Annotated in this window: 13 protein-coding genes; 6 read left to right on the plus strand and 7 right to left on the minus strand. The window is 72.1% G+C overall.

Annotated elements, in window-relative coordinates:
• Positions 1–4: 4 nt before the first annotated feature.
• The 3 genes from G5C51_RS00715 to G5C51_RS00725 form a co-directional block, all read right to left on the minus strand.
• Entirely contained in the window at positions 5–1,132 is a 1,128-nt protein-coding gene (locus G5C51_RS00715; RefSeq protein WP_165229692.1) for a hypothetical protein, read from the minus strand.
• A complete protein-coding gene (locus G5C51_RS00720) occupies positions 1,092–2,606 on the minus strand; it encodes an NAD(P)/FAD-dependent oxidoreductase (RefSeq protein WP_165229695.1) in 1,515 nt (504 codons plus the stop codon). Before G5C51_RS00720 ends, G5C51_RS00715 begins: the two co-directional genes overlap by 41 nt.
• Before the next feature lie 95 nt (positions 2,607–2,701).
• The gene (locus G5C51_RS00725; protein ID WP_165229698.1) at positions 2,702–4,132 is read right to left on the minus strand and encodes a dihydrolipoyl dehydrogenase family protein; all 1,431 of its coding nucleotides are present in this window, start codon (positions 4,130–4,132) and stop codon (positions 2,702–2,704) included.
• A 54-nt stretch (positions 4,133–4,186) separates the two neighbouring features.
• On the opposite strand from G5C51_RS00725, the gene trxA reads away from it, so the two are divergent.
• Positions 4,187–4,558, plus strand: coding sequence for a thioredoxin (trxA, locus tag G5C51_RS00730; RefSeq protein WP_165229701.1), 372 nt, complete (start codon positions 4,187–4,189; stop codon positions 4,556–4,558).
• Here trxA and G5C51_RS00735 read toward each other — a convergent pair.
• On the minus strand, positions 4,450–5,085 hold the full coding sequence (locus G5C51_RS00735) for a GNAT family N-acetyltransferase (protein ID WP_165229704.1): 636 nt from the start codon (positions 5,083–5,085) through the stop codon (positions 4,450–4,452). The genes trxA and G5C51_RS00735 overlap by 109 nt on opposite strands.
• Before the next feature lie 133 nt (positions 5,086–5,218).
• Between G5C51_RS00735 and idi the strand changes: the two genes are divergently transcribed.
• Entirely contained in the window at positions 5,219–5,776 is a 558-nt protein-coding gene (idi, locus tag G5C51_RS00740) for an isopentenyl-diphosphate Delta-isomerase (RefSeq protein WP_240929274.1), read from the plus strand.
• Here the strand turns inward: idi and G5C51_RS00745 are convergent.
• Positions 5,751–6,254 carry an ATP-binding protein gene (locus G5C51_RS00745; protein ID WP_165229708.1) on the minus strand — a complete coding sequence of 168 codons (504 nt, stop codon included), beginning with the start codon at positions 6,252–6,254 and terminating at the stop codon, positions 5,751–5,753. The genes idi and G5C51_RS00745 overlap by 26 nt on opposite strands.
• Positions 6,255–6,658: 404 nt before the next feature.
• Here G5C51_RS00745 and G5C51_RS00750 point away from each other — a divergent pair, with 404 nt between their 5' ends.
• The 3 genes from G5C51_RS00750 to G5C51_RS00760 all read left to right on the plus strand — a co-directional run bounded on the left by G5C51_RS00750 (position 6,659) and on the right by G5C51_RS00760 (position 10,340).
• Positions 6,659–8,293 carry an ABC-F family ATP-binding cassette domain-containing protein gene (locus tag G5C51_RS00750; RefSeq protein WP_165229711.1) on the plus strand — a complete coding sequence of 545 codons (1,635 nt, stop codon included), beginning with the start codon at positions 6,659–6,661 and terminating at the stop codon, positions 8,291–8,293.
• Between the two features lie 62 nt (positions 8,294–8,355).
• Positions 8,356–9,111 (plus strand): enoyl-CoA hydratase/isomerase family protein, encoded by a 756-nt coding sequence (locus G5C51_RS00755; protein WP_165229714.1) that lies wholly within the window; start codon positions 8,356–8,358, stop codon positions 9,109–9,111.
• A 113-nt stretch (positions 9,112–9,224) separates the two neighbouring features.
• Positions 9,225–10,340, plus strand: coding sequence for a DUF6528 family protein (locus G5C51_RS00760; protein WP_165229717.1), 1,116 nt, complete (start codon positions 9,225–9,227; stop codon positions 10,338–10,340).
• Positions 10,341–10,347: 7 nt separating this feature from the next.
• Here G5C51_RS00760 and G5C51_RS00765 read toward each other — a convergent pair whose 3' ends face one another.
• Together G5C51_RS00765 and G5C51_RS00770 are read right to left on the minus strand one after the other, a co-directional pair.
• Positions 10,348–10,977: a DJ-1/PfpI family protein gene (locus tag G5C51_RS00765; RefSeq protein WP_165229720.1), complete on the minus strand. Its 630-nt coding sequence runs from the start codon at positions 10,975–10,977 to the stop codon at positions 10,348–10,350.
• 43 nt (positions 10,978–11,020) lie between these two features.
• Positions 11,021–11,971, minus strand: a complete 951-nt coding sequence (locus tag G5C51_RS00770) for a GlxA family transcriptional regulator (protein ID WP_165229723.1) — start codon at positions 11,969–11,971, stop codon at positions 11,021–11,023.
• Between the two features lie 105 nt (positions 11,972–12,076).
• Here G5C51_RS00770 and G5C51_RS00775 point away from each other — a divergent pair.
• Positions 12,077–12,904, plus strand: an 828-nt coding sequence (locus G5C51_RS00775) for an SCO6745 family protein (RefSeq protein ID WP_165229726.1), incomplete at its 3' end; no start/stop codon positions are given.

Below are 12,904 nucleotides of genomic sequence, written 5' to 3' on the forward strand. Positions count from 1 at the left end.
CGCCTCAGGATGGCACAGGCGTTGCGGCCGGCCGGGAGGCGGTCGCCCGCAGGGCCGCCACGACGAGACCGGTCGCGGCGGCGGCGCACAGCGCCACGTACCAGAGGCTGCCGGTCGGCGTGCCCTGCTCGGTGATGCCGTCGTCCGCCGCGAACCAGTCCGGCAGCGCGACCAGCCACAGGGCGAGGAGGACGGCGAGGAAGAGCGCCGGGTAGGTGCGCGCGAAGAGCGGTGACGCCACCGGCACCGGATCGGTGCGCCGGGCGCGCCAGGCCTCCGCCACCAGATACAGGCCGATGATCCAGACCACGGCGAGCTCGGCGCCGAGGATGGTCCGCTGGATCCACAGCTGGTCCTCGCCGCGGAAGGCGCCGCTGGGTGCGCTGACGATCGTCATCGCCAGCGGTGTCACGACACCGGCGGCGATGGTGCGCAGGCTGATCTGCCTGCCGGTGAGAGTCCCCCGCCCCTCCCGCGCGCCGACCAGCCGGACGACGAGATACGTCATCGCGCCGAAGGACACCGAGGCGAACAGGAGCATGCTGTTCATCGGGACCGAGGCGAGCGCCGGCTCGTTGATCTTCTCGTTGCCGGGGTTCCAGGCCCACCACCGCAGCTGGGGGCCGAGCTGGTCGAAGATCTCGTAGAAGACCTGGCAGACGAAGGCGACCGCCAGCGAGCCGGCCAGGGGTCCGCGGCGCGCGAAGATGCCGAGGGCGCGGACGAGTTCGTAGGCGAGCTGGGACAGCGCCGGGTAGAAGGCGACGATGTAGAGCGGCAGCCGGTCGTACATGAACTGCACGGTGAAGAGGTTGTGGGAGAAGATCAGACCGACGTGCTCCTCCAGGCCGAACCAGGCCGGGAAGTAGAGCGGCGGCTCGATCACCGCGAGGTAGACGACCGAGGCGAACCACAGCGCGATGTTCACCGGGTCGCCGTCGCGCCGCCGGCGCCGCCAGGCGTGGACGAGGGCGAACACGGCGCCGCCGATGACGAGCAGTTCGAGGAACGGCATGGTGCCGCTCGCGAGATCGAACGGGTTGCGCAGGTCCATGACGGGGTTGGCGTCGCGGCAGGAAAAGCCGAGCTGGTCAGCGAGCCGCTCGGCTGCCGGATCGCACGGGTTGCCCATGGCTCGCTCCTCGGGTCACGTCGGTGAAGTCGGTGCCGGGCGGGTCCTGCTGGTCGTCGAAGCCGCCGGGCACGACGGTGCGGCCGAGCCGCTGCCGCACCTTGTAGCGGGCGATGCCGAACCAGAACCGCGGGTCGGTGGCCATCTGCCGCAGCGACTTGTCGAGGTTGAAGACCTCCGCGAAGGTCCGCTCGACATACGCGTCCTCGCGGCTGGTGGCGGTGATGGCGTTGAAGACCGGCCAGCTGAAGCGCGCGGCGAGCCGGCGGCGCCAGGGCGCGATGATCTCGGTCCCGGTGGCGAAGTCGTAGGCCTGGTCGCGGGCCATCGCGAGCATCCAGGGCACGTCGAGGGACTTCTTCTGCCGGGCCAGGAACTCGCGGAAGAAGGCGTGATCGAGGGCGTCCCGGGCCTGCAGCAGCTCGGCCAGGATGAGCGCCGAGCGGGCCGCCGAGCTCATGCCCTGGGCGTAGAACGGATTGAAGGCGCAGATCGAGTCGCCGACGCTGACCAGACCGAGCGGAGGCCGGTCGAGGAGGTCGTAGCGGCGCCACTTATTGCCGGTCGAGCGGGTGAGGTGCACCTCGGAGGTCGGCGTGCAGACGCGCGTCGCCTGCCCGAAGGCCGCGGCCCGTACGCGATCCGCCGCCGCCTCGAAGGAGTCGGCCTGGCGCGGCATCTGGATGCCCCACGACCCCATGCACACGATGGCGCGGTCGCCCTCGATCGGGAAGAAGTTGCTGAGGAAGTCGTGCTCGTCCGGATGTGCGCCGGTGTCCTGGGTCGGGGTGACGACCAGGTGCTGCCACCACCACGAGTCCGGGCGCTTGTCCGCGGGCGGCAGGTCGTACCACCGGGAGGTGTAGGTGACCTTGGCGTCGAGGGTCTTCTCGGGCGGCGCCGGCCAGCCCGCCGCGCCCAGCCAGTCGGCGACGGAAGAGCCGCGGCCCAGCGCGTCGACGACCAGGTCGGCGGGCAGGTGGCCGTCCACGTCGCCCGCGCGGAATTCGACGCCCTCGACGCGCCCGGCCGCGCTGCCGCCTCCGGTGGTACGGAGCCCAGTGACGGTCACGCCCTCGCGGATCTCGATGGCCGGGAGCTCGCGGACCTTCTCCCGCAGCACCCGCTCGATGAGCACCCGGGAGCTGTAAATCATGGTCATCGAGCCGGACTTGCGCGGCGCCCAGCCGTCATTCTCGCAGTACGCCGCGTCCAGCGACGGCATCAGGAGCATCCCGCCCGCGGCGATCAACGCCTCCTCGAACCCGGGGAAGATCTCGCCGATCGCGCGCCGCCCGGAGTTGAGCAGGAAGTGCGGGTGCTTGCTCTGCGGCACCCCCCGCCGGTGCTCCGCGTCCGGCGGGAGCCGGTCCCGCTCCAGGACGATCACCTCGTCGAAGTGCCGGGCAAGCACCCCCGCCGCACACAGCCCCGCCACGCTGCCGCCGAGCACCACGGCCGTCGTTCCCCGCATCCGCCCTCCATTCATACACATCACGAGTGAATGTATGATCGATGGCAGGGGAAGCTAACAGCCGTGGCTCCAACAAGCCAGACTTTCCTCGGACTTCAGCCGCGGTACTCCTCCAGCAGCCGCAGCCAGATCTCGCTGATGGTCGGATACGCGGGCACCGCGTGCCACAGCCGCTCGACCGGGACCTCGCCCGCGATCGCGATCGCGGCCGACTGGATCAGCTCGCCGACCGCGGGGCCGACGAAGGTGACGCCGCGCAGGATCTCCCGGTCCAGGTCGACGATCATGCGGGCCCGGCCCGCGTAGCCGTCGGCGTACAGGCCGGAGCCCGCGACGTTCGCGAGGTCGTAGTCGACGGCCCGCACCCGGTGGCCGGCTTCCTCGGCCTCGGCGAGGGTGAGGCCCGCGCTCGCCGCCTCCGGGTCGGTGAAGACGACCTGGGTGACGGCGGCGTGGTCGGCGGTCGCGGCGTGCGCGCCCCAGCGGTCGGTCTCCAGCAGCGGGACGCCCGCGGCCCGCGCCGTGATCGCGGCGCCCGCGATCCGGGCCTGGTACTTGCCCTGGTGGGTCAGCAGCGCCCGGTGGTTGGCGTCGCCGACCGCGTACAGCCAGTCGCTGCCCTCGACGCGCAGGCTCTCGTCGACGGTGAGCCAGGAGCCCGGCTCGAGCCCCACGGTCTCCAGGCCGATGTCCGCGGTGCGCGGGGCGCGGCCGGTCGCGAAGAGGATCTCGTCGGCCTCGAGCGTCGAGCCGTCGTCGAGGGTGACGGTGACCGCGCCGCCGCCGGCATCGCGGGCCACCGCCGACACCGAGACGCCGGTACGCACGTCCACGCCCGCCTCGGTCAGCGCCCCCGCGACCAGCTCGCCGGCGAACGGCTCCATCCGGGGCAGCAGCCCGGAACCGCGCACCAGCATGGTCACCCGGGAGCCGAGCGCCTGCCAGGCCGTGGCCATCTCGGTGGCCACCACCCCGCCGCCGACCACCACGAGGCGGCCGGGGGCGTGGCCGGCGCTGGTGGCTTCGCGGCTGGTCCACGGCTTCACGTCCGCGATGCCCGGCAGGTCAGGCAGCGCGGCGGCGGTGCCGGTGCAGACGGCGACGGCGTGCCGCGCGGTCAGCGTCGTCACGGCGCCGTCGGGCGCGGTGACCGTGACCGTACGGGGCCCGGCCAGCCGGCCGTGGCCGCGGTGCAGCTCCACACCGATGGACTCGACCCATTTCGCCTGGCCGTCGTCCTTCCAGTGGCTGGTGTAGCCGTCGCGGTGCGCGAGCACGGCGGCCGCGTCCAGCGGCCCCTGCACCGACTGGCGTAGCCCCGGCACCCGCCGGGCGTCGGCGCGGGCGATCACCGGACGCAGCAGCGCCTTGCTGGGCATGCACGCCCAATAGGAGCACTCGCCGCCGACCAGCTCGCTCTCCACGATGGCCGCGCTCAGCCCGCCGGCCCGGGCCCGCTCGGCCACGTTCTCGCCCACCGGACCGGCGCCGAGCACCACTACGTCATAAGTCATTGCTTCAGTCATAACGCCTAGTGTTGTCACAAGACGCGCCCGCCAGCAGCAGGAGGAGAGAAGGCCATGAGCGGCACCACCGTGGAGCTGACCAAGGAGAACTTCGACCAGACGGTCAGCGAGAACGAATTCGTGCTGATCGACTTCTGGGCCTCCTGGTGCGGGCCGTGCCGCCAGTTCGCCCCGGTCTACGAGAAGGCCGCCGCGGCCAACCCGGATCTGGTCTTCGGCAAGGTCGACACCGAGGCCCAGCCCGAGCTGGCCGCCGCCTTCAGCATCCAGTCGATCCCGACGCTCATGATCATCCGCGACCAGGTGGCCGTGTTCGGTCAGCCCGGCGCGCTGCCGTCGGAGGCCCTGGACGACGTGATCGGCCAGGCGCGCGCGCTGGACATGGCCGAGGTCCGCAAGTCGATCGCCGAGCGCGGTACGGACTGATCGAGCCGGTACACGTGGTGCGTGGGGTCGTCGACCGGGTTGTCCGGCGTCAGCGGCCCCGTGGCCACGCGGCGGAAGCCGGACTTCTCCAGGGCCCGCCAGGAGGCCGTGTTGGCCGCGACCACCGGGACCACGATGGCCGGAACGGCGGGGTGATCGGTCCAGAGGTGATCGACGGCTGAGCGGATCATGGCCGTGCCGGTGCCCTTGCCGGTCCGTTTCTGATCGCCGATCAGATAGTCGAGCGTCATCGCGCCGGACGGCACCGGGGTCAGCGACGCCAACTCGGCCTCGTAATCCGGATAGTCGCGCAGATACGAGCGCTGGACCAGGCCCAGCGGGCGGTCGTCCAGCAGGGCCAGCAGGTCCTCCGAGGGCTCCTCGCCGCGCGCCGCCGGGCCGAAGTCGCGGGCCACCGCCTCCGGAGCGGTCTCATGGTTCCACCAGCGCTGCACGTGCGGCTGCCGCAGCCAGTCGCGCAGCAGCGGGAAGTCGGCCTCCGTCAGCCGGCGCCACGTGAAGTCCACAACGCCACGGTACGTGAGCCGGGACACGGACGAGCGGCCCGGCGGGGACCGGCGCCGTCCGGGCGGGCCCGTACGGCACACTTGGCAGCCGCAGCCAACAGCGAGTCAGTCACGACGCACCAGAGGACGGGTCATGCCGACGTCTACGGAACAGATCATGCTCGAGCTCGTCGACAAGGACGGGCGGACGATCGGCACAGCGGAGAAGCTCGCCGCGCACCAGGCCCCGGGGCAACTGCACCGCGCGTTCTCCGTCTTCCTCTTCGACGACGCCGGGCGGCTGCTGCTGCAGCAGCGGGCGCTGGGGAAGTACCACTCCCCCGGCGTGTGGTCGAACACCTGCTGCGGGCACCCCTACCCGGGCGAGTCTCCGTTCGCCGCGGCCGCCCGGCGGACGCACGAGGAGCTGGGTATCTCGCCGTTCCTGCTGCGCGAGGCCGGCACCGTCACGTACAACCACCCGGACCCGGACTCCGGTCTGGTCGAGCAGGAGTACAACCACCTCTTCGCGGGCTGGGTGCGCGGCACCCCGCAGCCCGACCCGGAGGAGGTCGCCGACACCGTCTTCGCCACGCCCGAGGAGCTGGCCAAGCGGCATGAGCAGGGGCCGTTCTCGGCGTGGTTCATGACGGTGCTGGATGCGGCGCGGCCGGCGATCCGGGAGCTCACCGGGGCTGCGGCAGGCTGGTAGGCACGGCGGCCGCGGGGGACAGCGGCAGCGAGGCCCAGATGATCTTGCCGCCGGTGTCGGTGTGCTGGACGTCGCACACCCCGCCCGCCTCCGCGGCGATCGACTTGACCAGCAGCAGCCCGCGCCCGCCGGTCTCGTCGTCGTCGGCCAGCAGCGCCTTCGGCCGGTACGGGTGCTGGTCCTCGACCGACACCCGGACCCAGTCCGCGCCGATCGCGACCTCGACGCCGATCCGGGGCGAGAGCAGGGCCGCGTGCCGTACGGCATTGGTGACCAGCTCGGACACGATCAGCAGCAGCCCGTGGATCAGCTCGTCGGCGACCGGGACCCCCTGTTTGTGCAGGAGGTCCCGTACGGCATGCCGGGACTGCGGCACCGACGAGTCCAGGGCCGGTGCGGTGAATCTCCACACTCCTTCGTACGGTGCCGGGGCGAGCTGACCCGTCGGTTCGGGCGGGGAAGTCCCGCGGTCAGTCATCACCGGCACCTACCTTTGCGACGTCTCACACTCCGAGTGTTGGTATACGGGGCAGTCCCGGACGCCAAGGCGTAGAAGTTGGCCAGGATTGGACATCTTCCGATCGGGTTCGCATATGCCAGGGAAACCTGAGACCGAATAAATGCGTTGCGGGTGCTGTCCGCGATGTCGTACCTTTTCTTTGGCCCTGCAGTCGTCGATAGGAGAGGCCGTTGCTCGCCTGAGGTCTTGAGACACCGTGCCCGCGATCACGCGATCGCGTGTGGCACGTGCGACCTTCAGGCTTGAGCCGCCCCCTGTCCCTGCAGGGCACCGAACCATCCCCCCGGTCGCATGGCCTTTGTACGGAGTCTCGTACGCGCAGTAATCGATCATTTACGAAGCGCGCACGGGAGGCCCCCCGCATGTCTTTCCCCCAGTCACCCACCACCTCCGTCGTCATCACCGGGCTCGGCTTCGCCTGGGCCGACGGCACCCCCGTCTTCGACGGCTTCGACCTGGCCCTCGGTCCGGGCCGCACCGGCCTGATCGGCCTGAACGGCGCCGGCAAGTCGACGCTGCTGCGGATCATCGCGGGCGAGCTCGCCCCGGCCGCCGGCAGCGTCCACTTCGAGGGCGAGGTCGGCTATCTGCCGCAGACCCTCACCCTCGACACGGGCGCCCGGGTCGACGAGGCCCTCGGCATCGCCGCCACGAGACGAGCCCTGCACGCCATCGAGGCGGGCGAGGCCACCGAGGAGAACTTCACGATCGTCGGCGACGACTGGGACGTCGAGGAGCGCGCCCGCGCCACCCTCGACGGCCTCGGTCTGGAACGGATCGGCCTCGACCGCACCATCGGCGAGGTCTCCGGCGGCGAGTCCGTCCTGCTGCGGCTGGCCGCGCTGCTGCTGCAGCGGCCTGACGTGCTCCTGCTGGACGAGCCCACCAACAACCTCGACCGGGAGGCCCGTAAGCACCTGTACGCCGCGGTGCAGTCCTGGCCGGGCGTCATGGTCGTGGTCAGCCACGACCGCGAGCTGCTCGACCTCGTCGACCGGATCGCGGACCTGCGCGACGGCGAAGTCCGGCACTACGGCGGCAACTTCACCGCGTACGAGGAGATCCTGGAGGCCGAGCAGGAGGCGGCCGAGCGGATGGTGCGGGCCGCCAAGGCCGATGTGAAGCGGCAGAAGCGCGATCTCGTCGAGGCGCACGACAAGATCGCCGGGCGGCTCGCGCGCGGCCAGCGGGCCCAGGACGCCGGCGGCATCCCGAAGATCGTCGCGGGCGGCAAGAAGCGCGCCGCCCAAGTGTCCGCGGGCAAGCACCGGCTGCTGCACGAGGACCGGCTGCAGGGCGCGAAGGAGCGGCTCGACGAGGCCGAGCAGGCGGTACGGGACGCCAAGGAGATCCGCGTCGACCTCCCGTACACGGCCGTCCCGGCGGGCCGCACCGTGCTCAGCCTGCGCGAGCTCGAGCTGCAGCACGGCACCCGCGCCGAGGCGTTCGACGTGCGCGGTCCCGAGCGGATCGCGCTGACCGGGCGCAACGGCGCGGGCAAGTCCACGCTGCTGCGCACGATCACGGGCGAGCTGGCACCGGCGGCGGGGACGGCCGAGGCGCATGTGCCGCTGCGCTATCTCCCGCAGCGGCTCGATGTCCTGGACCCGGAGCTGACCATCGTCGAGAACGTGGCGCGGCTGGCCCCGGGCACACCGCAGCAGCAGATCCGCAACCGGCTCGCCCGCTTCCTCTTCCGGGGACAGCGCGCGAACCAGCTCGCCGGCACCCTCTCCGGCGGCGAGCGCTTCCGCGCCTCGCTGGCCGCGCTGATGCTGGCGGAGCCGGCGCCGCAGCTGCTGATGCTCGACGAGCCGACGAACAACCTCGACATGGCGAGCGTGAAGCAGCTGGTGGCTGCGCTGGCCGCGTTCCAAGGGGCGCTGATCGTGGCGAGCCACGACCTGCGGTTCCTGGAGGAGATCGGGATCACCCGCTGGGTCGAGCTGGACGGCGAGCTGCGGGAGGGGGCGGAGCCGGAGCCGGAATCCGCGTGACCTGCGGGGGCCGCGCCGGGCGTGCGGCGGGCGTGCGGCGGGCGACACATTACGCTCGCCGCATGCCCACCGGACACCTGCGCGCCACCACAGACGGCGCCGTCGCCACCCTCGTCATCGACCACCCCGCCAAGCGCAACGCGATGACGGCGGACATGTGGCGCGAACTGCCCGTACTGCTCGACCGGCTGGCCGCCGACCGGGCGGTACGGGCCGTCGTGCTCACCGGCGCCGGGGAGACCTTCTGCGCCGGCGCCGACATCTCCTCGCTGCGCGAGCAGGGCGGCAGCACGCAGGGCCTCGCGGTCGCGGCCGAGGAGGCCCTAGCCACCTTCCCGAAGCCGACGCTCGCCGCCGTCCGTGGCCACTGCGTCGGCGGCGGCTGCCAGCTCGCCGCGGCCTGCGACCTGCGCTTCGCCGCCGACGGCGCCAGCTTCGGCATCACGCCTGCGAAGCTCGGCATCGTCTACGGGCCCGATTCGACGCAGCGCCTGGTCCGGCTGGTCGGCCCGGCGACGGCGAAGTACCTGCTGTTCTCCGGCGAGTTGATCGACTCGGCGCGGGCGCTGCGCACCGGTCTGGTCGACGAGGTGCTGCCGTCGGGGGCGGAACTGGACAAGCGGGTGGCGGAGTTCACCGCCGTACTGGCCACGCGGTCGCAGCTGACGCAGGCGGCGGCGAAGGAGTACGCGGCGGGCCCTGCGGCTGCGGACCGTATCGCGCACTGGGAGGCCGAGGCGCGGGGCAGCGGCGAGACGGTGGAGGGCGTGGCGGCCTTTCTGGAGCGGCGGGAGCCTCGCTTCACCTGGTCGGTGTGACCGCTTCCCCGCATTGTCACTCCCGCGTCACAGGGCGCGGCCGTCACTGCCGAATCCCGGCTTCCGGTGAGATCGTTCCCTCGAACGTGCAGGCAAGCGGGGGGAGTTGACGGATGCGGCGACGTATCTGGGCAGGAGTGGCGGGCGGCACCGTGGCGGCGTTGCTCGCGAGCGGCTGCGGGCAGGACGGAACGACCGGCGGCGGGGCCGCGGACCGGGACGGCGACTCGAAGGTCGGGGCGCGGGCGGCGGGCGGGGACGCGGCCGCCGCGGCGGCGCTGCCGGCGCCGGTGGCGGTCACCTCGTCCAAGGTCTTCGTCCTGAAACCGGGGAAGGCCCGCTGGGACATCGGCCGCGACCCCGGCGCCGTGCAGTGGTCGTTCGACCCGCGCAAGGACGCCGGCTGGGGCGATCTCGACCCCGGGCGCACGTGGAACGGGGCCAACGAGGCCAAGTTCTACACGTTCGGCGGCAAGACATACCTGGCCACGGTCTCCGGCCGGGGGCTGGCGGCAGTGGTCGAGTACAGCCGGGGCAAGAAGCGTTTCTGGGGTACGAACGTGCTCACCCGGCCGCGCAAGCCGAACGCGTACAACCCGCACAGCATCGAGCTGCTGCCCACCGGCGAGGTGGCCGTGGCGTCCTCCGGCAGCGCCAAGAAGGGAGGCGTCGCGTACGCGAACCGCAATGTCTGCCTCTTCCCGCGTGGCAGCAAGAAGGCCTGGAGCTGCCAGAAGCTGTACGACGCGCACGGCGTCCACTGGGACCCGGCCCGCAAGCGGCTGTGGGCCATCGGCCAGCTGAGCCCCCGCAGGCCGCACGAGCCCAGGCTGGTGGCGTATCGCATCGACAGGGCGATTCCCGGGAAGCCGAAGCTGGTCGAGGACACTGCGCTGCGCATCAAGGCGCCGTACGGCGCGCTGCACGATCTGATGCCGGTGCCCGGCACCGACCGGGTGTGGGTGGCCAGCGGCACCCCCGTCTACCAGGTCGGCCTGGGCACGCAGAAGTGGTCGAAGGTGCCCGGGGTCAGCAAGAAGGGGACCAAGGCCGTGAGCACGCATCCGGGGTCGGGGCGGGTGCTGTCCAACGTCACGTACGGCGACCGGACTCAGAGGTCACATACGGCCCGCTTCCACGGGCCGTACGAAACCCGGACGCTCCGCTACAACGGCAAGGCGTACCCCTTCTACAAGGCGCGCTGGGCCACCCCGCGGCAGCTGGACTGACCGGGCGTCACTCCGCCCACGCCGCGAGCAGCGCCTCCTTCGCCTCGGCCGGCGCCTTTTCCGGGGAGCCGGCGTCGTAGGGCGGCTGCGGGTCATACTCGATGCCGAGCTGGCAGGCCTGCGCGGCGATGTCGCCGCGCAGCCGGCCGGCGAGGGTGAGGGCGAAGTCGATGCCCGCGGAGACGCCGGCGGCGGTGATGTATTTGCCGTCGAAGACGACGCGTTCGCCCGCGGCGTGCTCGGCGCCGTGCCCGGCGAGGAAGTCGACGGCGAGCCAGTGGGATGTGGCTCGCCGACCCTTCAGCAGGCCGGCGACGCCGAGGACGAGGGAGCCGGTGCAGACCGACGTCATCCAGTCGGCGGTGGCGTCCACATCGCGCAGCCAGGCGTGCAGCGGGCCGGCCTCGGCGTGCACCTGGTTGAGCGGGCCTCCGGGCACCACGACGATGTCGGGGCTGCGGACGTCGTCGAAGGAGGCGCCGGCGACGAGATCGAAGGTGTCGGCGTCGTTACGGACCGGGCCCGCCGTCTCGGCGACGAAGACGATCTCCGTGTCCGGGAGTTGCGCCAGCACGTCGTGCGGGCCGATGGCGTCGAGGGCGGTGAAGCCGGGGTAGAGCGCGATGGCTACCTGCATGTTCGCTCCCATTGATTCAGTTGATTCAGTTGATTCAGTTGATTCAGTCGGCCGCGGTGAAGCGGCGGCGGTACTCGGCGGGTGCCGAGCCCAGTGTCTTCACGAACGCCCGGCGCATCGCCTCCGGCGCTCCGTAGCCGCACGCACGGGCTATCTGCTCGATGCTGTCGGACGAGTCCTCCAGCTGCCGGCGGGCTGCCTCCAGGCGGACCCGGGCGACGTAGCGGCCCGGTGTCATGCCGGTCTCCTCGCGGAAGGCGCGGGCGAAGTGCCGCGGGGACAGCCGGGCGCGTTCGGCGAGCGCCTCCACCGAGAGGTCGGCGCCGGGGTGTTCGGTGATCCAGTGCTGTACGTCGCGGAGCGGCTCGCGGAGCGCGGTCTGGGCGGCGAGCTGGGCGCTGAACTGGGTCTGGTTGCCCGGCCGGCGGAGGAAGACGACGAGGTGCCGGGCGATGGTGAGCGCCGTCTCCCGGCCCAGGTCCTCCTCGACGAGGGCGAGCGCGAGGTCGATGCCGGAGGTGACGCCGGCCGAGGTGGCGATGCGGCCGTCGCGGATGTAGATCGGCTCGAGGTCGACGTCGATGTCCGGGTGGTCGGCGGCGAGTTGGTCGCCGTACGCCCAGTGCGTGGTGGCCCGTCGCCCGTCCAGCAGACCCGCCCGGGCCAGCGGGATGACTCCGGTGCAGACCGAGACGAGGCGCTCGGCGCGCGGCCCGGCCTGCCGCAGCCACGCCACGATGCCGGGGTCGATCCGGCGCGATCCGTAGCCGCCGGGGATGACCAGGGTGTGCGGGGGCGGGGCGTCGGCGAGCGCGGTGTCGGGCGTCAGCCGCAGGCCGCTCGAGGCGCGGACGGTGCGGCCGTCGAGGGAGGCGGTGGTGATCCGGTACGTGCCGGGCTTGCCCCGGTTGGCGCCGGCGAAGACCTCGAGCGGGCCGGTCAGATCGAGGCTCTGCAGGTCGTCGTAGAGGACGAAGAGGACGTCGCGTGGCATGTCCTCATCGTGGTGGTACCGCACCGATGGCGGCAATGACGAATCTCCCTCCTTTCCTGCCACCCGCTCTTCCTTGCTAAGCGCCCGCTCAGTACGCTGCGCCGTATGACGATCACCCTCCCGGCACGGGCCGGCCGCCGCTGTCACAACGTCCTCAATCCGCTGCACTCGTCGCTGTACTTCTCCGCCGAGTTCCTGGAGGAGGCGAAGGAGATCGGCTTCACCGACTGGAACGGGGCCTATCTGGCCGCGCGCTCCGCGGCGCTGGGTGCGCCGGGAGCCGGCACGGTCACGGCGACGTTCTACAACTTCAGCCCGGAGCTGGTCGCCGAGCGCATCCCGGCGGCGTGGGAGACGGCGGCACCGGCGACGGTCCTGGCCACGCGGGAGCGCGCGGTCGACCGGGCGCTGCGGCGGCTGCTGGGCGATGAGGCGGTCGCCTCGAAGGAGATGGCGGAGGCCGCGGAGCTCGCGCTGCGCGCGGCGGAGGGGTGCGGCGTCTCCGGGCGCCCGCTGTACGCGGCCGAGTCGGGGCTGCCCGTACCGGAGGCCCCGCACCTCGCGCTCTGGCACGCCGCGACGATGCTGCGCGAGCACCGCGGCGACGGGCACATCGCGCTGCTGGTGAACGCGGAACTGGGCGGTCTGGAGGCGCTGGTCACGCACACGGCGTCGGGGAAGGGCTTCACGCCGGAGTTCGCACGCAAGTCGCGGGGCTGGAGCGAGGCCGCGTGGTCGACGGCCGAGGAGCGACTGCGCGAGCGCGGGCTGCTGGCCGATGACGGCACGCTGACGGAGGCGGGGATGGGCCTGCGCAAAGGGCTGGAGGACGAGACGGACCGGGTGGACGCCGCGCCGTATGAGCACCTGGGTGCGGCGGGGGTGGAGCGGCTGACGGAGCTGGCGGGGGGCTTCGCCGGCGCGGCGCTGGCG

Source organism: Streptomyces coryli (assembly GCF_011044975.1).
GTDB classification, from domain to species: Bacteria; Actinomycetota; Actinomycetes; order Streptomycetales; family Streptomycetaceae; genus Streptomyces; species Streptomyces coryli.

Bases quoted from the DNA above. Each gene is read 5' to 3' on its own strand.
- G5C51_RS00715 (WP_165229692.1), bottom strand. From the start codon at position 1,132: ATGGGCAACCCGTGCGATCCGGCAGCCGAGCGGCTCGCTGACCAGCTC.
- G5C51_RS00720 (WP_165229695.1), bottom strand. From the start codon at position 2,606: ATGCGGGGAACGACGGCCGTGGTGCTCGGCGGCAGCGTGGCGGGGCTG.
- G5C51_RS00725 (WP_165229698.1), bottom strand. From the start codon at position 4,132: ATGACTGAAGCAATGACTTATGACGTAGTGGTGCTCGGCGCCGGTCCG.
- trxA (WP_165229701.1), top strand. From the start codon at position 4,187: ATGAGCGGCACCACCGTGGAGCTGACCAAGGAGAACTTCGACCAGACG.
- idi (WP_240929274.1), top strand. From the start codon at position 5,219: ATGCCGACGTCTACGGAACAGATCATGCTCGAGCTCGTCGACAAGGAC.
- G5C51_RS00745 (WP_165229708.1), bottom strand. From the start codon at position 6,254: ATGACTGACCGCGGGACTTCCCCGCCCGAACCGACGGGTCAGCTCGCC.
- G5C51_RS00750 (WP_165229711.1), top strand. From the start codon at position 6,659: ATGTCTTTCCCCCAGTCACCCACCACCTCCGTCGTCATCACCGGGCTC.
- G5C51_RS00755 (WP_165229714.1), top strand. From the start codon at position 8,356: ATGCCCACCGGACACCTGCGCGCCACCACAGACGGCGCCGTCGCCACC.
- G5C51_RS00760 (WP_165229717.1), top strand. From the start codon at position 9,225: ATGCGGCGACGTATCTGGGCAGGAGTGGCGGGCGGCACCGTGGCGGCG.
- G5C51_RS00765 (WP_165229720.1), bottom strand. From the start codon at position 10,977: ATGCAGGTAGCCATCGCGCTCTACCCCGGCTTCACCGCCCTCGACGCC.
- G5C51_RS00770 (WP_165229723.1), bottom strand. From the start codon at position 11,971: ATGCCACGCGACGTCCTCTTCGTCCTCTACGACGACCTGCAGAGCCTC.